The organism is Streptococcus sp. 2021WUSS126, assembly GCF_044427255.1.
Lineage (GTDB): Bacteria > Bacillota > Bacilli > Lactobacillales > Streptococcaceae > Streptococcus > Streptococcus hashimotonensis.
This window is the reverse complement of record NZ_JAOTGI010000001.1, coordinates 244031-265117: the sequence shown is the minus strand read 5'-3', so window position 1 is coordinate 265117 and position 21087 is coordinate 244031. Positions and strand designations below refer to the sequence as shown.

Annotated in this window: 24 protein-coding genes; 3 read left to right on the top strand and 21 right to left on the bottom strand. The window is 45.2% G+C overall.

The window, feature by feature from the left end:
* Positions 1 to 184: 184 nt before the first annotated feature.
* The 4 genes from ODU39_RS01250 to rlmB form a co-directional block, all read right to left on the bottom strand.
* Positions 185 to 682 (bottom strand): GNAT family N-acetyltransferase, encoded by a 498-nt coding sequence (locus ODU39_RS01250; protein WP_161499132.1) that lies wholly within the window; start codon positions 680 to 682, stop codon positions 185 to 187.
* Between the two features lie 299 nt (positions 683 to 981).
* Positions 982 to 1845, bottom strand: coding sequence for a DegV family protein (locus ODU39_RS01245; protein WP_398578445.1), 864 nt, complete (start codon positions 1843 to 1845; stop codon positions 982 to 984).
* Positions 1842 to 2363: an NYN domain-containing protein gene (locus tag ODU39_RS01240; RefSeq protein WP_105248928.1), complete on the bottom strand. Its 522-nt coding sequence runs from the start codon at positions 2361 to 2363 to the stop codon at positions 1842 to 1844. The genes ODU39_RS01245 and ODU39_RS01240 overlap by 4 nt, the downstream gene beginning before the upstream one ends.
* On the bottom strand, positions 2364 to 3092 hold the full coding sequence (rlmB, locus tag ODU39_RS01235) for a 23S rRNA (guanosine(2251)-2'-O)-methyltransferase RlmB (protein ID WP_024406514.1): 729 nt from the start codon (positions 3090 to 3092) through the stop codon (positions 2364 to 2366).
* 135 nt (positions 3093 to 3227) lie between these two features.
* Between rlmB and ODU39_RS01230 the strand changes: the two genes are divergently transcribed.
* Positions 3228 to 3617 (top strand): DUF1761 domain-containing protein, encoded by a 390-nt coding sequence (locus ODU39_RS01230; protein ID WP_398579679.1) that lies wholly within the window; start codon positions 3228 to 3230, stop codon positions 3615 to 3617.
* Positions 3618 to 3687: 70 nt separating this feature from the next.
* The gene (locus tag ODU39_RS01225; RefSeq protein ID WP_398579678.1) at positions 3688 to 4656 is read left to right on the top strand and encodes an aromatic acid exporter family protein; all 969 of its coding nucleotides are present in this window, start codon (positions 3688 to 3690) and stop codon (positions 4654 to 4656) included.
* A gap of 39 nt (positions 4657 to 4695) precedes the next feature.
* On the opposite strand, the gene ODU39_RS01220 is transcribed toward ODU39_RS01225, so the two are convergent.
* The 16 genes from ODU39_RS01220 to ODU39_RS01145 all read right to left on the bottom strand — a co-directional run bounded on the left by ODU39_RS01220 (position 4696) and on the right by ODU39_RS01145 (position 19222).
* Positions 4696 to 5826 carry an ABC transporter ATP-binding protein gene (locus ODU39_RS01220; RefSeq protein WP_398579677.1) on the bottom strand — a complete coding sequence of 377 codons (1131 nt, stop codon included), beginning with the start codon at positions 5824 to 5826 and terminating at the stop codon, positions 4696 to 4698.
* A 109-nt stretch (positions 5827 to 5935) separates the two neighbouring features.
* Positions 5936 to 6790, bottom strand: coding sequence for a helix-turn-helix domain-containing protein (locus ODU39_RS01215; protein ID WP_105256998.1), 855 nt, complete (start codon positions 6788 to 6790; stop codon positions 5936 to 5938).
* A 1-nt stretch (position 6791) separates the two neighbouring features.
* The gene (locus ODU39_RS01210) at positions 6792 to 7190 is read right to left on the bottom strand and encodes a Mini-ribonuclease 3 (RefSeq protein WP_105256997.1); all 399 of its coding nucleotides are present in this window, start codon (positions 7188 to 7190) and stop codon (positions 6792 to 6794) included.
* Complete coding sequence (cysS, locus tag ODU39_RS01205; RefSeq protein WP_398579676.1) at positions 7183 to 8526, bottom strand: cysteine--tRNA ligase; 1344 nt, start codon at positions 8524 to 8526, stop codon at positions 7183 to 7185. The genes ODU39_RS01210 and cysS overlap by 8 nt, the downstream gene beginning before the upstream one ends.
* A gap of 293 nt (positions 8527 to 8819) precedes the next feature.
* Positions 8820 to 9437, bottom strand: a complete 618-nt coding sequence (gene cysE / locus ODU39_RS01200; protein ID WP_024400199.1) for a serine O-acetyltransferase — start codon at positions 9435 to 9437, stop codon at positions 8820 to 8822.
* 53 nt (positions 9438 to 9490) lie between these two features.
* Positions 9491 to 11710 (bottom strand): polyribonucleotide nucleotidyltransferase, encoded by a 2220-nt coding sequence (gene pnp, locus ODU39_RS01195; RefSeq protein WP_398579675.1) that lies wholly within the window; start codon positions 11708 to 11710, stop codon positions 9491 to 9493.
* Between the two features lie 251 nt (positions 11711 to 11961).
* Positions 11962 to 12297, bottom strand: a complete 336-nt coding sequence (locus ODU39_RS01190) for a type II toxin-antitoxin system RelE/ParE family toxin (RefSeq protein WP_161950520.1) — start codon at positions 12295 to 12297, stop codon at positions 11962 to 11964.
* On the bottom strand, positions 12290 to 12577 hold the full coding sequence (locus ODU39_RS01185) for an XRE family transcriptional regulator (RefSeq protein WP_024381089.1): 288 nt from the start codon (positions 12575 to 12577) through the stop codon (positions 12290 to 12292). The genes ODU39_RS01190 and ODU39_RS01185 overlap by 8 nt, the downstream gene beginning before the upstream one ends.
* 405 nt (positions 12578 to 12982) lie before the next feature.
* Positions 12983 to 13252 carry a 30S ribosomal protein S15 gene (rpsO, locus tag ODU39_RS01180; protein ID WP_002938849.1) on the bottom strand — a complete coding sequence of 90 codons (270 nt, stop codon included), beginning with the start codon at positions 13250 to 13252 and terminating at the stop codon, positions 12983 to 12985.
* Between the two features lie 199 nt (positions 13253 to 13451).
* Entirely contained in the window at positions 13452 to 14729 is a 1278-nt protein-coding gene (locus ODU39_RS01175) for a uracil-xanthine permease family protein (protein ID WP_205032659.1), read from the bottom strand.
* Between the two features lie 218 nt (positions 14730 to 14947).
* Positions 14948 to 15421, bottom strand: a complete 474-nt coding sequence (locus ODU39_RS01170; RefSeq protein WP_105248938.1) for a DUF6773 family protein — start codon at positions 15419 to 15421, stop codon at positions 14948 to 14950.
* On the bottom strand, positions 15402 to 15620 hold the full coding sequence (locus ODU39_RS01165; protein WP_105113856.1) for a helix-turn-helix transcriptional regulator: 219 nt from the start codon (positions 15618 to 15620) through the stop codon (positions 15402 to 15404). The genes ODU39_RS01170 and ODU39_RS01165 overlap by 20 nt, the downstream gene beginning before the upstream one ends.
* 145 nt (positions 15621 to 15765) lie before the next feature.
* The gene (locus tag ODU39_RS01160) at positions 15766 to 16275 is read right to left on the bottom strand and encodes a hypothetical protein (RefSeq protein WP_002942154.1); all 510 of its coding nucleotides are present in this window, start codon (positions 16273 to 16275) and stop codon (positions 15766 to 15768) included.
* A gap of 401 nt (positions 16276 to 16676) precedes the next feature.
* On the bottom strand, positions 16677 to 17405 hold the full coding sequence (locus tag ODU39_RS01155; protein ID WP_398579674.1) for a pseudouridine synthase: 729 nt from the start codon (positions 17403 to 17405) through the stop codon (positions 16677 to 16679).
* On the bottom strand, positions 17396 to 18022 hold the full coding sequence (locus tag ODU39_RS01150) for a GNAT family N-acetyltransferase (protein WP_398579673.1): 627 nt from the start codon (positions 18020 to 18022) through the stop codon (positions 17396 to 17398). The genes ODU39_RS01155 and ODU39_RS01150 overlap by 10 nt, the downstream gene beginning before the upstream one ends.
* A gap of 36 nt (positions 18023 to 18058) precedes the next feature.
* Complete coding sequence (locus tag ODU39_RS01145) at positions 18059 to 19222, bottom strand: MFS transporter (protein ID WP_105257331.1); 1164 nt, start codon at positions 19220 to 19222, stop codon at positions 18059 to 18061.
* 129 nt (positions 19223 to 19351) lie between these two features.
* Between ODU39_RS01145 and def the strand changes: the two genes are divergently transcribed.
* Positions 19352 to 19966, top strand: a complete 615-nt coding sequence (gene def, locus ODU39_RS01140; protein WP_398579672.1) for a peptide deformylase — start codon at positions 19352 to 19354, stop codon at positions 19964 to 19966.
* Between the two features lie 83 nt (positions 19967 to 20049).
* On the opposite strand, the gene ODU39_RS01135 is transcribed toward def, so the two are convergent.
* A complete protein-coding gene (locus ODU39_RS01135; RefSeq protein WP_024391429.1) occupies positions 20050 to 20835 on the bottom strand; it encodes an L-threonylcarbamoyladenylate synthase in 786 nt (261 codons plus the stop codon).
* Positions 20836 to 21087: the final 252 nt, after the last annotated feature.

The following is a 21087-nucleotide window of genomic DNA, read 5'->3' as shown; positions in this document are numbered from 1 at the left end:
TCACTATTATCAACATTTTTAGTCAAAAACAGAACTTAGTCTGAGACTAAATTCTGTTGGTTTGATGCAGTTTTCTCAGACTAACTTCTAGAATGTCTGAAACTAGAACTTACTTTGAGAATTTACCATTTTTTGAAAGATAGCAGAGCTGCTGAGAATGAAAGCCTTATCCGGTTTACTTTTCCTACTGCCCTAGCTGTCCAGGCAAGACCAGCTTCTCCTTATAAGGGAAGGTTTTATCAAATTCTTCCAAGACCAATTCATCCACTGTGTAACCCGGCGGATCTGTAAACCACCAGTCTCGGTCATCTAAAGCTTCTGGTTGGAACAACTTGACCAAGAAATAACCAGCTTCTGGGTCCGCCTGATAGCGAATGCCGACCTCCTTACCCTTGACAAAACCAAATCGACTGTAGTAATCAGGAAAACCTGTAATGGCCACCATGACTGCTCCGCTATTTTCCGCTAAAGCCAACGAATGCTTTAACAGTGCCTGACCGTAACCTCGGCCTTGCTGATCTGGCGAGATGCTAAAGGGACCAAAGGTCAGACTGGGCAGGCGAGCGCCGTCTGCCGTGATCTCCGACGCGACATAGAGGATATGCCCCGCCAGCTGACCGTCGGCTTCCGCGACAAGATTGAGGTCTTTTATGACGTGTTTTTGCTTTCGTAATTGATGCACAATCAGATGCTCCGTCGCACTCAGATAATAGTCCTTCAGTTTACTTTTAGTACAAGGCAACGAGTTGCAGACAGTACTGGAATACGGCAAAACGAGTTAACGATGTAATAAAAGATAAACTGACGGACGAAAGACATTCCAAAAAACCTCCCGTGTTGGCTCCTCAACTTGGCGGTAATCTCTTTCTTCTTCTCTTCTGATGATTAGTGACATCTTATCTCCTTTTGATTGTCCTATTCTGCAATATGTCGCTGCCACACAAAAAGGAATACATCTTTGCAAGAAATATCCCTTAGAATCTAGGCTCTCATTTCTGTCCCAATTGATAAAATAGCTAGGACTCCTGTCCCTGTATGAGTGGCAATAACTGGTCCTAATTCTGTCAATAGAACATCAGAAACACGGTCGTCTTCCAATAAACTAGATTTGACGCCCTCTGCCGCCTCAATATCACCCGTATAAGCAACCATGACTGTAGAATGATCCAAGTTGTCCAAGGTCAGGTTCAACATTTCTTTGATTCCTTTTTTACGACCACGGATTTTAGCAATAGGCACAAGTTTCCCTTCTACATCTAGTGAAAGCAGAGGTTTGATATTCACTAAGCCACCAATAAGGCCTGCTGTTTTCGATAAGCGACCACCACGCACCAGGTGGTTAAGGTCATCGACCAAGAGGTAGGTCCGTAAGCGCGGTACCAAATCTTCTACGATTGCCTTAGTTTCTGCCAAAGTCTTACCCTCAGCACGCGCCTCAACGGCCTTCATGACCAAGTAGCCTTCTCCAATGGTCGCTGCCTTAGTATCAACGATGGTGATGACTGCTTCTGGATATCGATCCATAACCATATCTCGTGCAATGACTGCACTCTGGTAGGTCCCTGAAAGAGCTGCTGAGAAAGCGAGATAAAGCACCTCTTGACCTTCCTTGGCTGCCGCCTCAAAAACTTCTTCAAACTGACCAACATTGACCTGACTGGTTGTAGGTTGACTGCCAGAAGCCATTTTCTCCAGCAAATCTGCTGAGGTCAAACGGTTTTCACCGACTGTATCATAGGTTATGCCGTCTAGGTTAATGGTCAAACCAAGCACGGTCACATCGTTTTCTTGGACCCAGCTGATTGGCAAATCCGATGTCGAATCGGTTACGATTATAAATGTCACTCTTTCATTTCCTCCATCATTCCTTTTAAGGCTTGAAAATTCCCATCTGACCAGGGATTGAGCCGTGGGGTGTAGAGCTCTACCTGGTCCACAAACTTGTCCAAGTCCTTTTTGATGACCCTGGTTCTTTCCTCCAACTCACGCGCCGAAACCCGTAAAGCCCCTTGTGAAAAGACCACCCATTGTTCGTTGAGGTCGCTGGTTGCGACGGAAACCTGCTTGCGACGGTCACTATTGAGCTGGGCACTGAGTCGTTCGATATAACTATCTGCCGTCTCTTCCTCCTCTGTAAAAATGACCGATACCTTGTATTCATCATACTGCTGGCGAAGACCTGGCACATGGTGGGCATCAAAGACACAAATCACCTCGATCTGTTCAAAGGCTGCGTAGTGAGACAAGGTTCGAAGCAAGGTCGTTCTGGCCACATCCAAGTCTCCCTTTTTAAAATCTTGCTTGGTGGCCTGCCAAAAGGCAATCATGTTGTAGCCATCTACAATGAGAACTTTTTCTTTCATTTAGATTTTCTTCCGAAATACTTCATACATCAGCACAGCTGCTGCTACGCTGGCGTTAAGAGATTGGACATGACCCTTCATAGGAATGGTAATCATCTCATCCACCTGCTTTTTGATATTACTGGAAATCCCTTTACCTTCATTGCCAATAATAAGTGCTAGTTTGCCAGCCGTATTCCACTTGTGGCTTGGGGTTCCGTTCATATCGGTACCAAATACCCAGAAACCAGCCTCCTTGAGCTTGTCGAGGGTTTGGCTGAGATTGGTCACTCGGGCGATTGGGACATGGGCCACCGCACCTGTTGAGGTCTTAGCCACAACAGGCGTCACGCCAACTGCTCGGTGTTTGGGAATGATGATGCCTGCTACCTGAGTGGCATCTGCGGTCCGTAAAATCGAGCCCAAGTTGTGGGGGTCTGTCAGACCGTCCAAGATGAGAATGAGAGGATTGTCTTCCTGCTCTGCTTTTTCCAGAATGTCCGATAGGTCCGCATAAGCAAACTCGGAGACCCGCAGGACAAAGCCTTGGTGGACGGCGCCTTCTGTCATGTCAGACAGGGTCTTTTTCGGCGTCCAAGAAATCGACACCTTCTTCTCTGCCGCCAGTGCCTTGATTTTTTCTACATTTTTTCCGCGCAAATCATCCTGAATGTAGAGTTTGTTGCCGGTGTTGGCCTCCAAACTCTCCACTACAGCATGTACGCCATATACGATATCATTTTGTTCCATAAGAGTATTATAGCATAGGTTGACTGAAAATAGGCACTCACTATATCACAGCTGAAAAACTTGATCTCCTTACCAAACCATGGTATTCTGTTATCTATCATTTATCCGTACAAACGGACGCAAAAAGGAGAACGTATGACACTTATTTTGGGAATTGTGGCAGGGCTGATTGCCTTTGCTATTGGTGGTTTATGGTATGGTTTGATTTTCCGTGATGCTTGGATTGAAACCTCTGGCATTGACATGGCCAAGGTAGAAGTTGACCGTCAAGCTGGGAAAAATGGCCAGAAGGAAATGATGATTTCCTTGGCGATTGAAGTGCTGACTGCTGTTGTAGCGATTTTCTTCATCAAGACCCTTGATGTTTCACCACTCCACGCAGCTGGCGGCATGGGCGTGATTGCAGTCCTTGCTTCATTGAAAAACTATGTCTTTGAGCAACGCCCTCTTAAACTCATCCTCATCAACGAAAGCTACAAACTAGTCTGCTATTTGGTAGTCGGAATCATTGCCTTGTTTGCATAAATTCAACCCTCCTAACCTTAGGAGGGTTTTATGGTACAATAAAAGGAAGACTAAGACCAAAGGAGCCCCCATGTCCCTCTCCCTCCGAACGATTAAACTGATATTTGCCACCGTTCTGGCCATTTACCTAGCGACGGCCCTGGGTTTGTCCTATGCGACGGCAGCTGGCATCATCGCCATTCTCAGCATCCTCGACACCCGCAAGTCCAGTTTCAAAATGGCCCGCAACCGCCTCTTTTCCACCCTCCTGGCCCTGACCATAGCCGTCCTGACCTTCGCCCTCTTTGGCTTTGGCATCTGGACCCTAGGCATTTACCTGGCACTCTACGTCCCTCTAGCCTACAGATTCAACTGGGAGGCTGGCATCGCCCCCTCAACCGTCCTCGTCACCCACCTCTTGCTAGAGCAGGATATTTCGCTGACTTTTTTGGGAAATGAGCTGGCGCTTTTTCTGATTGGGGCAGGACTGGCACTCTTGTTTAACCTCTATATGCCCTCGCAAGAAAAGAAAATCGAGGCCTACCACGACCAAGTCGAAGACCTACTCAAGCAGATTCTCCTCCGCTTTGAAGCCTTTCTGCTCAACGGCGACGGACGAAACGAGGCAGAATTGATTACGCAGCTGGATAAGACCTTGGATGAAGCCCTGAAAGTCGTCTACCTAGACCGCCACAACCAGCTCTTCCAGCAGACCAACTACCAGGTCCATTACTTTGAAATGCGAGCTGCACAAAATAAAATCCTGCGAACCATGGCAGGAAACATCAACAAGTGTTTACTGGAAGGCAGAGAAAATGTCATCCTATCTAGCCTCTTCGAGCGAGCAGCCCAGCAACTAAGCCGAGAAAACTCCGCCAAGGAACTGCTCCTAGACATCGAACTCTTCCATGCCACCTTCCGCGAGCGACCACTGCCACAAACCCGAGAAGAATTTGAAACCCGTGCCACCCTCTTCCAACTCCTACACGACATGGAAGCCTTTATTCGACTCAAGGTTGATTTTTATGAGGTTTATAAAGATGAAAAAGACCCGTCATAATAGCGGGTCTTTGGTGTTTTATGAACAAATTATAAAAGATTAAACAATGGCTTGATCTGTTTCATCATCAAAGAAATGAGCTTTGTTGAGGTTGAAGGTCAAGCGAACCTTGTCTCCTGGATTGTGGTAATCACGCGCATCGACACGAGATACAAACTCTGTGCTACCTACTTTAGAGTAAAGCATGGTTTCCGCACCAAGAAGCTCTGAAACGACAACTTCTGCTTCCACGATAGAAGATGGATAAGTGTCCAACTCCAATTGTGAAGCTTTAATGTCTTCTGGACGGATACCCAATGTAAATGATTTACCGTTGTAGCCTTTTTCTTCCAAATGCTTGCGACGACCTTCTGGAAGATCTACTTTGAAACCATCTCCAACAAGCACACCCTCTTGAAGAGTCACTGTAAAGAAGTTCATTGCAGGACTACCGATGAAGCTGGCAACAAATTTGTTTACAGGTTTATTGTAAAGCTCTTCTGGGCTACCAATTTGTTCGATACGACCGATTGTACCTGTACCTGCTTCATTCTTAGTCGCAGACATGATAACAATACGGTCAGCCAAGGTCATGGCCTCTGTTTGGTCGTGCGTTACGTAGATCGTTGTTGCACCAATACGACGGTGGATTTTAGCAATCTCTGTACGCATGGATACACGCAGTTTGGCATCCAAGTTTGACAAAGGCTCATCCATCAGGAAGACTTTTGCATCACGGACAATGGCACGACCCATGGCAACACGTTGGCGTTGACCACCAGAAAGGTCAGCAGGTTTACGTTGCAAGAATTCTGTCAAGCCAAGAATTTGTGCTGCTTCTTCCACACGTTTTTTGATTTCATCCTTGCTGTATTTACGCAATTTCAAACCGAAAGCCATGTTGTCAAATACAGTCATGTGTGGGTAAAGGGCATAGTTCTGGAATACCATGGCAATATCACGGTCTTTTGGTGCCACATCGTTCATCAACACACCGTCGATGTAAGCTTCACCTTCTGTAATATCTTCCAATCCAGCAATCATACGAAGAGTAGTTGATTTACCGCATCCTGAAGGACCTACGAAAACAATAAACTCTTTATCTTTAATATCTAGATTAAAGTTTTCAACGGAATAATGCTCGCTATTTGGATATTTTTTATAAATATTTTTTAAATTAAGTTGAACCATGTTCAAGCCTCACTTTCTTTGATAGTTTTATTGTAAATGAAAGCGTTTTATTTTTCTAGGTCAAGGCGAACAAAAAGAACACAATCTTTTGTACAAGTTGCACAAAAGATTAAAAAAACCTATCTAGTAATACTTGATAACAAAAACTTAAATCGGTCAGGTCTTTAAGCTGAAGTCCAGTCAAATCTTGCCACTTTTCCAAACGGTATTGGAGGGTGTTCCTGTGGATATAGAGGGTCTGAGCTGTCTTAGTAACCACAGCTCCTTCTGTCCACAGGGCTAAAATGATATCCTGCATATCTTGCTGGTCAATCAACTGTAGCATACTAGCTTTTATCAGACCAAACTCCAAACCTGCTCTGCCTTGCCCCCAAAGAAAGAGTTGACTAAAGGATAGGACGATTGATTGGTGGTAGTCGGCTCGCCATTGAGCGAAAAGGACCGACTCTGCTTGGTAGAGTTGAGGCCAGCGGTCTGCGAGTTGACGGGGCCAGACCTGGCCGACCAAGAGGGTCAGGCGCAAGCCGAAGTCGAACTCCAAGGCCGACAGGGTATCTGCCAGAAGAGTTTGATAGTCTGTCCAAGTACCTTGCTCCAGGATAAAGAGGTAGTCCTGAGCCGTCAGCTGCACCTGAGCCACCTGGCTGGGGAGGAGGTCGGTCATCATGGTCCGCCAAGCGTCCAGCTGGGCTTCCTTCTGCGACCAAAGGTGGACATGGATAAACTGCACGGCTTCAACCGCCTGGGGCAGCGAGCCCTGACCTTGTAGGTAGGACTGCCAAGGGCTAGACGGTTTCTGGTCTTGAGGACGCGACAACAAGGACAAGAGGTAGCGTTCCCGATCCGTCAAGTCCGCATCCGCCAGATTCAGATAGCGACCGTCGCCCAAAGCAAGAGAGTTTTCACCCGCTTCCTGCGACAACTTGGCCTGCGGAAACCAGCCTTCCACTTCCTTCTCGAACATCTTATCCCCTTTCTATTTTATCAATGCACCAGCCCACCAGCTCCTCCAAGCGTTCGATCTGCTCGGTCATGTGTAGGAAGCCCAAGACCGCCTCAAAGCCTGTGGACATCCGGTAGGTCACCACGTCTGCATTCTTGGCCTTGGTGTGACTGTTGGTGTTGCGGCCCCGTTTGTAGATTTCTTCCTCTTTTTCGGTCAATAGCTGAGCTTCTAAGAGGGCAGCGATCAGGCTTGCTTGGGCTTTGGCAGAAACGTATTTGTTGGCCTCACCATGTAACTTGTTGGGCTTGGTCAGCCCCTTGAAGATCAAGTGCCGTCTGACATACATGGAATAGACAGCATCCCCTTCAAAAGCCAGGGCAATTCCATTGATGAGATTGACATCTACTGCCTTAGTCACGTGTCCACCTCACACCATCCTTGGTATCCAAGAGCTTGATGCCCTGGGCTGCCAATTCATCACGAATTCGGTCAGCCGTCGCAAAATCCCGATTGGCACGCGCTGCTTGACGTTCTGCTATCAAGGCTTCAATCTCGCTGTCCAATACTTCTTCTTCAAAGACAATGCCGAACACTTGCAGCATGTTTCCAAAGGCTTCTTTTACAGTTTCATCGTAGTTGCCAGAGTTGATCCATTTGGCAAAGTCAAAGATAGCCGTAATCCCATTTGCCGCATTGAAATCATCATCCATTGCCGCTTCAAAGGCCGACAGATGTAATTCAAGACCCAACTTATCCACAGAGTTTTGCACAGGTTGTGTATAAGTATTTTTTAGATATTTGAGATTGATTTCCGCATCTGAAATAGCCTTCTCAGTGTAGTTGAGTGGACGGCGGTAGTGCTGGGTCGATAGGAAGAATCGCAAGACCTGACCGTCAATTTGTTCCAACATATCATGGGCTGTCAGGAAATTGCCCAAGGACTTGGACATCTTCTCATCATTGATATTGAGCATGGCATTGTGCATCCAGTAATTGGCAAAGGTTTGCCCTGTTTTGCACTCAGACTGGGCGATTTCATTGGTATGGTGAGGGAATTCCAAGTCCGCACCACCACCGTGAATATCAATGGTATCTCCCAAAATCTCTGTCGCCATAACCGAACACTCGATATGCCAACCTGGACGACCTGCTCCCCAAGGACTTTCCCAAGAAACTTCGCCTGGCTTGGCAGTTTTCCACAAGGCAAAGTCGAAAGGATGCTCCTTCAATTGACCTTCTCCCTCAACACGACCAGAAGCCCCAGCTTCTAAGTCAGACAGGGTTTTGTTGGCCAAACGAGCATAATTGGCTGCCTTTTCCACACGGAAATAAACATCGCCAGCCGCTTCATAGGCGTACCCCTTGTCAATCAAGACCTGCACAAAATCAATGATTTCATCCATGTAGTCAATAACGCGAGGGTTTTTGGTAGCTGGCTTGACACCTAACTTTGCCACATCTTCCTTGAAAGCTGCGATAAACTTATCAGAAAGTTCCTTGGTTGTCATGCCAGCTTCATTAGCAGCTTTGATAATCTTGTCATCCACATCCGTAAAGTTAGAAATGTACGCTACATCAAAGCCACGGTATTCAAAGTAGCGGCGGATGGTATCAAAAGCCACGACACTACGGGCATTTCCGATATGGATATAGTTGTAAACCGTCGGACCGCAAACATACATCTTGACTTTCCCCTCTTCCAAGGGCACAAAGTCACGCAAACTGCGAGTCATGGTATCGTAAATTTTAATCATAGTTTCTCCATTACTTCTGAGTATTCTTTAGGACTTGATACTTTTGATACAATTTTACTAGCCAATAAGCTGTCACTGCCAGCCAAATCATCCCTAGCTGCCAGTTTCCTTGGGAAAACTTAAGGATAGATAGAATTGTTCCAGCGATGGAGGTCAACACATAAGGCCAGTTTTGTCTTACTAATTTTTTTAACATGATGTACTTTCTAATTTTCTTGCAACGGTCTTATCCGTCGGTTCAATAACTGCAGGACTTGGTTCAAATTCTTCTAGAAGCATATCAACCTTCTTTCCTACAAATGCGACGAATGGTGGCTGGCTTCTCGTAATTCTGCAAGCTTAGTCGTGTAGTGTTCACGGCCATCTTCCATGTCATGAATGACCTTCTCATCTTTTTGACCATGCACACGGACAATTTTAGCTGGCATACCGACCACTGTCACATCTGCTGGAACATCGGCTAGGACAACGGCAGCTGCACCCACTTTGGCATTTTCTCCGATTTCAACAGGTCCAATAACCTGTGCGTGTGCAGAGACAAGGGCACCCTTTCGGACAGTTGGATGGCGTTTGCCCGTATCCTTTCCTGTTCCACCAAGCGTTACACCGTGATAAAGCATAACACCTGATTCGATAATGGCGGTTTCTCCGATAACCAAACCAGCTCCATGGTCAATGAAGACCCCCGAAGCAATTTCGGCACCTGGATGAATCTCAATATTGGTCCAAAAGCGCCAAAATTGGCTGTGCATCCTAGCTAGTAATTTAAAGCCTTTTTTCCACATCCAATGGGACAGACGGTGGGCAGCCAAGGCCTTGACACCTGGGTAGGTCAAAAGAACTTCCAAGGTCGTCCGTGCTGCCGGATCTTTTTCTTTTACAATCTCAATGGTGTCCTTCCACCAACCCATAGTCACTCCTTCTAGCGAGAAGACAAGCCCGCTACCGAACTTGTCTACTCAGCTTATTTCTTTTCAACCTTGTGGAATTTGAATTCACCAAAGTTGTTATCTTTTTTCTCTTTGTTGTCTTTATGACGGCGTGGTCTGTCAGAACGCTCGCGTTTTTCTGGTTCCACATAACCTTCTGGTTTTGGAAGAAGAGCCTTCATAGAAGCATCAATACGTCCTTTATCATCAATCTTGATGACCTTAACATCGACAATATCGCCAATTTCAACTAGGTCTTCTGGTTTATTGACACGAGTCCAAGCCATTTCAGAAACGTGGACGAGAGCATCAGTCTTGTCAAAAAGGTTGACAAAGGCACCGAATTTCTCCAAACGAACCACTTTTGCTTGGAAGACTTCGTCCACTTTTGCTTCACGAACAAGACCAGCAATGATTTCTTTAGTACGCTCAATAGCAGCACGATCTGGTGAGAAGATCGCCACAAGACCGTCTTCGTCAATATCGATTTTCACGCCAGTTTCTGCAATAATCTTATCGATGGTTTCACCACCCTTACCGATGACAATCTTAATCTTGTCCACATCAATCTTGATAGTGTCAATCTTCGGTGCAGTTGGTGCCAAGTCAGGACGAACTTCTGGGATCGTCGCTTCGATGACATCGAGGATTTCAAAACGTGCCTTCTTAGCTTGTGCCAAGGCTTCTTCCAAGATTTGCGGTGTGATACCATCGATCTTGATGTCCATTTGAAGAGCTGTGATACCGTCACGGGTACCAGCCACCTTGAAGTCCATGTCGCCGAAGTGATCCTCAAGACCTTGAATATCGGTCAAAACGGTGTAGTTGGTGCCGTCTGAAATCAGACCCATGGCAATCCCTGCAACTGGTGCCTTGATTGGTACACCACCTGCCATGAGGGCAAGGGTACCAGCTGTGATAGAAGCCTGTGATGAAGAACCGTTTGATTCCAAGACTTCTGCTACCAAGCGGATAGCGTAAGGGAAGTCTTCCAAGCTAGGCAAGACTTGCTCGAGAGCACGCTCACCAAGAGCACCGTGACCAATCTCACGACGACCTGGTGCACCATAGCGACCAGTTGAGCCCACTGAATATTGTGGGAAATTGTAATGGTGCAAGAAGCGTTTCTTGTACTCATCATCCAAACCGTCGATGATTTGGGTTTCACCCATTGGGGCCAAGGTCAAGACAGAAAGAGCTTGCGTTTGACCACGGGTAAAGAGACCTGAACCATGAACGTTTGGTAAGAAGTCTACTTCTGCGTCCAGCGGACGAATTTCATCCACACGACGACCGTCTGGGCGGACCTTGTCTTCTGTAATCAAACGACGAACTTCTGCGTGCTCCATGAGTTCCAAGATTTCATGGACATCCCGCATGATGCGGTCGAATTCTTCGTGTTCAGCATATTTTTCTTCGTAGGCTGCGATGACGGTCTCACGCACGGCATTGGTCGCATCTTCACGGGCCAATTTTTCTTCTACCTGCACCGCTTTTTTCAAATCGTCATTGTAAGCTGCGACAATCTCAGCCTGCAATTCTGGGTCCACTTGAAGAAGCTCTACATCTGCCTTTTCCTTGCCGACTGCTGCTACGATTTGATTTTGGAAATCCAAGAGTTCTTGAATGGCCTCATGACCTTTCAAGAGTGCTTCCAACATCACATCTTCTGACAATTCTTTGGCACCAGACTCTACCATGTTGATGGCGTCCTTGTTACCAGCTACTGTCAAGTCAAGGAGAGACTCTTCCATTTGAGCCTTGTCAGGGTTGATGATGAGTTCACCATTGACATAACCAACCTGCACACCTGCGATTGGGCCGTTGAATGGGATGTCTGAGATTGCCAATGCCAATGAAGAACCAAACATGGCTGCCATTGGAGCAGAAGCATCTGGATCGTAAGAAAGAACTGTGTTGATGACTTGGACTTCGTTACGAAAACCTTCCGCAAACATTGGACGAATCGGACGGTCAATCAAACGAGCTGTCAAGGTCGCATCAGTTGACGGACGGCCTTCACGCTTCATCCAGCCACCTGGGAATTTCCCTGCGGCGTACATTTTCTCTTCATAGTTGACTTGGAGCGGGAAGAAATCGCCCGTTGCCATTTTCTTGGACATAACTGCCGCTGTAAGGACTGTTGAGTCACCATAGCGAACAACAACTGCACCATTGGCTTGTTTGGCAACCTGGCCAGTTTCAACGACCAATTTCTTGCCAGCAAAAACCGTTTCAAATACTTGTTTTGACATGAATTGTCTCCTATTTTTTCTGAAATTTTTCTTGCGTGTTTTCTACAAAAGACAATCAAACAAGCTTGTTTCACTCTCTTTTGCACAAAACCACGCATACTTCTTATTTTATCATATTTGACGGAAAATGTGGGGAATTGAGGAAGGAATTTGAGGGAAAATCTAACCTGCTATATAAACAACCGAACGAATCAAATACTCTTCAATCAAACGAAGAACACCCAGCATTTCTGAGTGTTCTTTTGTGTATTCTATTTGAACAATCTCATATAGTCGCTCTTGCTTGCGACAAGATAGCGAACGTTTACGACCTTTTGTGCTTCATCAATGTTATAAATAGCTATATAATCCTTTTTGATTGGTAGTCCTCGCGTCAGCTGACCTGGGACTAGCGGTCCCTTTTTAGAGCGTTCATCTACGTTAAAACCTCGCTCTGGGAAGATTTCAAGGCTTCTAAGTCCTGCTATTAGCTCTTGGATTTTTTTGTCCGCACCATCAGGGCTTTTTAGTTCTTCCCTAATGTAGCTGCGAATGTCAGCTAGTTCCTCATATATAGCTAGAGGTAGGTTTACTTGGTACTTATCCAAAGAGCTTGGTCTCCATTTCGTCCAATGATAGATAGTTACCAGCATTCATTTCAGCTACATTTTTCATCACTTCTGCTTGCAGTTCGGCAAATAGTCGCTCTTTTTCCAGTTCTTCTTCACTTTTAAGCCCAATTTCTCCTGTTACTACAATATTTTTGAGAAACAGGTTGAGGGCTTGGGTCATGGTCATATTTTGACTTGCCAAGACCTCTTTTGCTTCTTCTACAAGTGATTTTTCTGATTGAAAGTTAATCAATTTCTTTTCAGCTGTTAAGGCCATAAGATGGTACCTCTTTATATTTTTCTTTATTGTAGTCTTTATGTCTCAAAAAATCAATCCTTAACCCCAAACAACATCCTTTTTTCCGAAAAACTTAATCTTTTTGAATTGTTGACACGAACTTCGTTCGCTTTATCTCCAACCTCCCACAGTCTAGCCCCAGACTGTGTTGAAACGAACTACGTTCGCTTCATTTCCAACCTCCAACAGTCTATCCCCAGACTGTTGGAGCGAGCTAAAAGTCTGGCAAAAAGGAAATAAGAAAACAAAAAAAGCCTGAAAAACAGGCTCTTTCTAAATTGAACTCGAACGAAAATCCTAGTGAAAAAGATAGATTGTCTTGCGACAAGTCGCTGTGACAATCTCCTATTTTCATACGGATTTTTTTGCGTTCTCGTATCTTGATTAACGACGGAGTCCGAGTGAGTGAATCAATTCACGGTAACGGTTTACGTCTGTGCGGCGTAGGTATGCCAACAAGTTACGACGGCGACCGATTTTTTTCATCAAACCACGGTAAGTAGCGTGGTCTTTTTTGTGTTGTTTGATGTGGTCGTTAAGGTGGTTGATTTCCCAAGTAAGTACTGCTACTTGAACTTCAACTGAACCTGTGTCGCCTTCATGACGAGCATATTGTGCCATGATTTCATTTTTTTTCTCTTTTGAGATTGCCATGATATGTTCTCCTTTGTTTTGAGCCTAATCCGAGTGACAGGTTGGCGACCTGCAACCAAGAAAAAGCTAGATTTGTCCTTTTGGACCTTAACCATTCTATCAAGGAATAGCTCTTTTGTCAACTGATTTGAGAAATAGCTGAGCTGCTCTGCTATTTTCAAAAAAAGCCAGCTGAAGCTGACTTTCAATTATTTCTTTATTACTCTGCCTTTTCTGCTTTTGGCAAGATAAGATTGAGGATAATACCTACAATGGCTGAGAGGGCTGTGCCTGAGAGGGTAATGGCACCGATATTGAGAACTGCTCCACCAAGACCCAATACCAGCATCGAACTTGCAATAATCAGGTTGCGGACTTGACCGAAATCAACACGGCTTTCAATCAAAACTTTCAAACCGTTTGAGGCGATAACACCGTAAAGTAAGATCGACATACCACCAAGAACGGCACTTGGAATAGTTGAGATAAGGGCTGTAAATTTACCCAAGAATGAGAAGGCAATGGCAATCAAGGCTGCGTTACGGATAACGGATACTGATGCGATACGAGTCATACCGATAACCCCTGTATTTTCACCATAAGTCGTGTTAGCAGGTCCACCGATAAAGGCAGATACAGCAGTCGCCACACCGTCACCAATCAAGGTACGGCTGAGGCCTGGATCTTTCAAGAACTGGCGGCCGCAGATTTGACTGAGAACGGTATGGTCACCGATATGCTCAGCTACTGTTACAACAGCAATTGGTAAGATAGCAATCATTTCTGGACCGAAGTAGAAATTGTACGACTTGAAGGCACCTGTTTCAAATGGTAGGTAGAAACCTGGTAATTCAAACCAAGCCGCTTCCAAAACGGGTGTGAAGTCAACCAAACCAAGACAGAGGGCAATCACGTAACCACCGACAATGGCAATCAAGAAAGGAACAATCTTGGCGAAGCCTTTCCCTTTGGTATTGACAAAAGCCGCAATCAAGAAGGTTGCAATCGCCACGACGACATTTTTCCAGTCTCCGTCTGCGACGAAGCCTGCTGAAGTCACGGCAGAGTTGGCAAGACCCAGACCGATAACGATAATCATTGGACCGATGACAATCGGTGGCAAGAGGCTGTCAATCCACTTAGTACCGATAACTTTGACAAGTGCAGCGATCAACACGTAAATCAAGCCGACGAAGAAAACTCCTGTCTGGGCAGCTGACACATCACCACCCATTTCCTTGATAGCAAGCGCCATAGCGGAAATGTAGGCAAAGGAAGAACCCAAGTAAACTGGAACTTTAAACTGGGTTGCCACTTGGTAAATCAAGGTCCCAACACCTGATGCAAAGAGAGCAACCGATACGGGCATACCGAGAATCAGTGGCACCAAAATCGTCGCACCAAACATAGCGAACACGTGCTGGAAACTCAACAAAATCCCTTGAAGCGGTGCTGGTTTCTCATGGACATCAAACAAAAGATTGACTTTTGTACTCATAAATCTCCCATTCTGGGTACACAAAAAGACCCAGACTTTCTAAATATACATAGTCATAGGCCCTTAATAATTTTTCCTGTTGTCTTTCTCACCTCACGGGATGAGTTTAAAAACCTACGCTCTTGGTATTGTAACATAAGCCCTTACTTTTGGCAAGAGATTTTTTAATTTTTGTTCTCTTAGGGAAAATGGCAGAGCGGGGATAAAAACTCCATTGCTTATTCGAGTTCATCTACCAGCTCTTTTTCCATCTGCTTCTGACGGTACTTATTCGCCCAAGAGAGAAGATTCACCAGTAAGAAAATGAGACCTGTGATAGAAAGAAAGAATATCAAAATCACCACCCAAAAATGCCAATCCCAAATGCCAGTATAATGCTGTCCATAGGTCTGGTAGTTGGTCCAAGCCATTACAATCGTTGTCCCTGCAATCACCCCTCCTAAGTAAAGGTAAGCCTGCCAAGTAGTTCCTCTTTCCATATCAAGCCCCTTCCTCCAATAACCGTAAAAGAGATAGATTGAAACGACCAACATGGCAATCAGTTCAAAAACATAGGTATCAAACGGCCATTTTAATACCAGACTTTTGATGAGAAATGAGAGAGGCAAAAGAATATTCATGGTCCTGCCCACCCAGGCAAAGACTTGGTTTTCTTCTTGTTGAACACGTTCATCAGTCACAATTTTTTTCATCAGTTGGTTCCTCCCAAAATAATTGATCTAAACTTTTTCCTAAGCAGTGGCAAATCGATAGACAAAGACTTAGACTAGGATTGTATTTCCCCGCCTCAATCAGACCGATGGTCTGGCGGGTCACTCCAATAGCCTCTGCCAGATCCCCTTGGGTCATATCTTTTTCCACACGCGCCAACTTTAACCGAAGATTTTTCATGCCATAGCCATCCTCCTGTACATTTTTATAACCTTATTATACACTATATTTTTCATTTTGCAACATATACATTACATTTTGTTTGATTTTTTTAACAAAAAAGAAGACAAAACTGCCTCCTTAAAATATCTATGCACCTCTCCGCTTATTCCACACTCTTAATCCGTTTCTTAATCTTCTGACTAAACTCAATCATTCTCCGCTTTTCCTCCGGCCAGATTTTGGTCACGCGGTCAACAGCAATTATGAAGATGATTACCGCAGCATAGTCCTTGGCTTTTTCAATCAGACCAACACTTTCAGCAACTACTAAAAGTAGATAGAATGTGAATAAAATAGTTCGTTTGGGCAGAGCCATCAAAAACTCAATCCCTGCCTTATAGCCCAGATAAATCTGCCGATTAAGCCCTTTGGCCTTTTCCAAACGACGATTGAGAAAGGCACGAATCCGCTTGTAAAACCAATCCGAAGTCAGAAAAAGTGATTGGGCACCAATTACAATCAAAGAAACATTATTGGCATGTTCTTCCTTAAGCCCGAGCGCTCTAGTCACAACGTAGGTCCAATCACCATTATCAATACAGATAAAAATAGTAAAGTAAACAACCGCTCCCGCTACTATAACAAGGGGAAGGGCACGAATATATTTCAACATATAATAACCTCTCTTGGACAAATCTTAGAACCTATATTCATAAACAAAGTGCTCTTATGCAAGAAATCGTTTTTGCTCATCAAAGCATTTTTTTAAAGGGACACTTGACTCTATCACCATTTAGTTTCACTTTATTGCTTCGACGAGTAAAAAGCTCCTGTGGCTGTTTTCGCCTACCACCTAATTGGTCAGAAATTTCCTTTCCTTATCTCCACCTTCAAACACTCCAATGGAAGCAATGAACTGTGAACACAGGTTCTTATATATATTGTAATATGTTATACCAAATACGGTCAAGCAGGGGCTAGAATTTCAGATGCGACAACTGTGCATCCTTAGCATTTTTTACTTACCCCAAAAAGAAGAAGACCTCCAATCGGGAGCAAGTCTCTTCTATTTATCTATAATTCCACACCAAAGACTTCTAATTGCTTCAATTCGGCAGCAGTCAACCTGCGGTATTCCCCCAAGGCTAAGCTGTCGTCCAATACCAAGGGCCCCATTGATAATCGTTGCAAGTCTGTCACCGTCTTTCCACAGGCTTGCACCATGCGTTTGACCTGGTGAAACTTTCCTTCTCGGATGGTAATGTCAACCAGCGAGGTCTGCTTAGCTTCATCTGTAGAGAGGATGGTCAACTGGGCTGGCTGACAGGTAAAGTCTTTCAGCTCAATTCCTGCCGCAAATCGTTGGACATCCTCTTGGGTCATGATCCCGTCAACCTGTGCACGGTAGAGTTTATCAACATGTTTTTTCGGAGAAAGCATGGCATGAGCCAGCTGACCGTTGTTGGTCAAGAGGAGCAAGCCATGGGTATCGATGTCCAAGCGCCCAACTGGAAAGACTTCCTTCTGGCGAGCGGTATCATCTAGTAAGTCCAAGACAGTCCGATGACGGTCATCCTCGGTTGCTGAAATAACTCCCTTGGGTTTGTTCAATACATAATAAACAAAGGTCTCATGGCTCAAGACCTGACCTGCTACTGCAATTTGGTCCGTCTTTTCATCAATCTGTTGCTTTGGGGATGTCTCTACTTGCCCATTGACTGTGACTTGCTTGTTTTTCAGGAGTTTCTTGACTTCTGTTCGACTGCCAACACCACAATCCACTAAAAATTTATCTAATCGCATACGAGTTTCTTTTCCATTTTGATATATTCTACTTGCTGTTCTCTTTCTGTAAATCCAAGAGCATGAAAGAGGGTTTGAGCTGCTTGATGAAAGGTAGCAACTGTCAGTTTGATACTAGCCGGCTGAACATGTTCCACTATGTAGTCTTCAATAGTCTGATAGAAAGCTCTGCCATTTCCCTGACCTGTCAAAGACGGTTTCATGCCCAAACGAATGTCAACGGTCTCCCCATCTTGGTCAATACAGAAATAGCCCATGAGGGCGGCATTTCGGATGACTGCAAAAAAGCGATCCCCACGCGCCTCTGGTGAAATCATCTCAGCATAGATCTCGGGGGGTGCACTAATCGTATAGGCATCCAAAGGTGGTTGATAGCGCCATTGGTTAGCAATTTCCAATGCCAGATCCTGGGGCAGGGGCATGATGTAAAAATAATCCATTCTTCGGAAATTTTTTGCCAAATTTTTAATCCGACGGTTTTGGGTGGCGTAATTATCTGTCTGATAGACATAATCCGCATAGCCCAACTGATAGGAGGGAATCATGTCCTTAAAAATCAACTGAACATCCTCGGGAAAACGTAGTATTAATTCATTTAAGCGGTTGTTTTCTAACATAGGAATATTATACCAAAAAGGAGCGGAAATCCGCTCCTATTTCTTCAGTTGTTTATAAATCAGGCCTGCGCTTATCAAGGCACAGCCGATGGCGTAAATACCAAAGGCTCCTGTTGGGGTTGGGTTGAGTTTTTCCAGATAAGTCGGCAAGATGGCAGATGTGGCACCGCCGATATTGCAGCCCATAAGGACGATTGTCATGACTGCATTAAGCAAGGCCTTAGGAGCCCGGTCTGTTACCTGACTAAAGACAATGGTTAGAATGATGCTGTAGAAAAATCCTGACACCATACCACCGAGTCCCAGCACCCAGAGATTATCCGCAAAGGCAATGCCGACAACCGCGAGTCCAAAGACCACGTAGGAAACAGCTAAAAGCCAGCCCTTCAAACGACCAACCAAGCTACTAAAGACCGTCCCTGCCACAATCCCCATGACCTGCATAAGACTGAGAATTAGACTGGCTTGCTGAGCAGTACCAATGCCCTTGGCTAAAACAATCTGAGGAATACGAATGGTCAGGAAGGTATTGACATTGATAACAAAGAAGGCTAAGAATGCCAGATAAATTCCCATCATCCACATGGTCTTGTCCAGTTTGACCTTGGACGCATTCTCCTCAACCTTTACCTCCATGCGAGCCAGCAATTCCTCCTTGGGAACAAAGAGAAGGAAGAGAGCCAAGATGACCAAGGCAAAAAGGTAGACCAAGAAGGCAGGTTGCCAACCAAACTGGGTCAACCAACCGACAAGGAGGGTAAGCCCTGCGCTTCCCAAAACCTCTGCTGAACCACGCAAGCCCATCATCTGCACCCGCTCCTGACCGGTGAAAAAATTACCGATGATATTAATAGCACGCGCATTGATCAAGCCAATCCCCAAACCAAGCAAGATACGAGCCAATAAAATCAGAGGATAAGCAGTTAGAAACATGGGCAAAGCTCCACCGATGGCCATAAGCAAAAGCCCTGCAATGATAATGTTTCGTTCAGACAAGAAACGGACAACTAGCCCGTTTGCCAATAGAGTAACCATAATAGCAAAAGAGGTCACCGTAATTAAGTTTTCCACCTGGGCCGCTGCAATTCCCTGCTGAGCAAAATGCTCAATCATCTGCGGAATAGCTGGCGAGACAGCAAATGTCGAAACCAGCATGGTGGACAGGGCCAGCAAACTGGCTTTTTCTAAAATTCTTTTCATTTTTCTCCCTTTCAACGTTCGTCTTTTACTAGTATAACAGATTTGAAAGCGAATGGATAGAAAAGTCCGACTTTTATTCTCTCCCATTTCATGCTATACTTATCTTAACTATATCCAAAGGAGAGAATTATGTCTGTTATTGAACGATTGACAAAAGCTGCCCATTTGATTGACATGGATGACATCATCCGTGAAGGGCATCCAACCCTACGCCAGGTCGCTGAAGAAGTTGCATTTCCCCTATCTGACCAGGAAATTATTTTAGGCGAAAAAATGATGCAATTCCTCAAACATTCGCAGGATCCAGTCATGGCGGAGAAGATGAAACTCCGTGGTGGAGTTGGTCTAGCAGCACCTCAGATTGACGTTTCCAAACGCATCATTGCTGTCTTAGTCCCAAATCCAGAAGATGAGGAAGGCAATTCACCTGCCCAAGCCTACTCCCTCCAAGAAGTCATGTACAACCCTAAAATCGTGGCACACTCTGTCCAAGAAGCGGCTATAGAAGGGGGCGAAGGCTGCCTATCTGTTGACCGCGAAGTCCAAGGCTACGTAGTCCGCCACGCGCGCGTGACTGTTGATTACATGGACAAAAACGGAGAAAAGCACCGCATCAAGCTCAAGGGATTTAATGCCATCGTGGTCCAACACGAAATCGACCACCTCAACGGTGTCATGTTCTACGACCGCATTGACCCAGAACACCCATTTGCCGTTAAAGAAGGCATGTTGGTAATTGAATAAACATAAGAAACTGACTGAAATTATTTTCAGCCAGTTTTTTTCTGGTACGAAAAAACGACCCTTTCGGATCGTTCTCAATTATCTTAGTAATATTCCCCTTGTCTATAATCCCAAGAGTTGAAGTGGTCTGACAAGTGCATCATGATTTTATCGATGTCCAAACCCTTACGAATGACAACTGGGCATGGGCTGATAGAACGGCTATCTGCACCTTGTTCTGGAATCAGTTTACCATCTTTATCTACCATAGACACCATAACCCCTTGCTCATAGCGGGTTTCGATAGTCTTGTCTGGCTGGATAGATGCCACGTAGTCATCCGCCTCGATAATCAAGTCCACCTTAGAAGCAATACGCTCACCGATACCTTCTACCTTACCACGATTTCCCTTACCTGATGGGTTAGCAGATGAAGCGTAGACCATACGACCTTCTTTTTCCCACATTTCCTTAGCAATTTGCTCGCCAGCCACACCAAACTTGATAACAAAGCAAGAAGTACCACGAACGTCGGTCATCAACTCTTCACGACCATCGCCATAAGCCTGCAACTTGGCATAAGCCTCTGGTTTCCAAGGCAGGATACAACCCAACAAAATGTCCTCATCCCAATGTTTTTGGTAGAAAGCATCAATCTCAGGAGTCAACTGAGCCAACTCACGAAGCTCCTCCATGCTGCCACAAAGAACCACGCCCGGCTTATTACGCTTGCGCTCTTTAGCGTCAAACTTCCGCTCCAAGCCAGCCTTGTCAGATGTCATGATGATGTAACCAACCTTAGTCGGGCAAACAATCACGCCTCCCTCACCCTTGATAATGTCAAGACCTTCTTGTGAAAGTGCGCCATCCCAGTGAATTTGTTTCGTCATAATCATTTCCTCTTTTCTTTTGTTTCATAGCAGAGCGACCTGCTTGTTTTCTAATATTTCGTAGGAGTCTTTCAGTTTGCTTTTAGTACTCGCTCCAACTATCTGGGAGATAGTTGGAGGTTGGAGATAAAACGAACATTGTTCGTGTCAACGAGCTGCAGACAGCTTCAACAGTCAGAGTAGTGACTGTTGAAGTTTAGAAATCATGAGGCTGGGCAAAAAGCCCTGGCCCACTTCTCAGTGTCCGTGTCA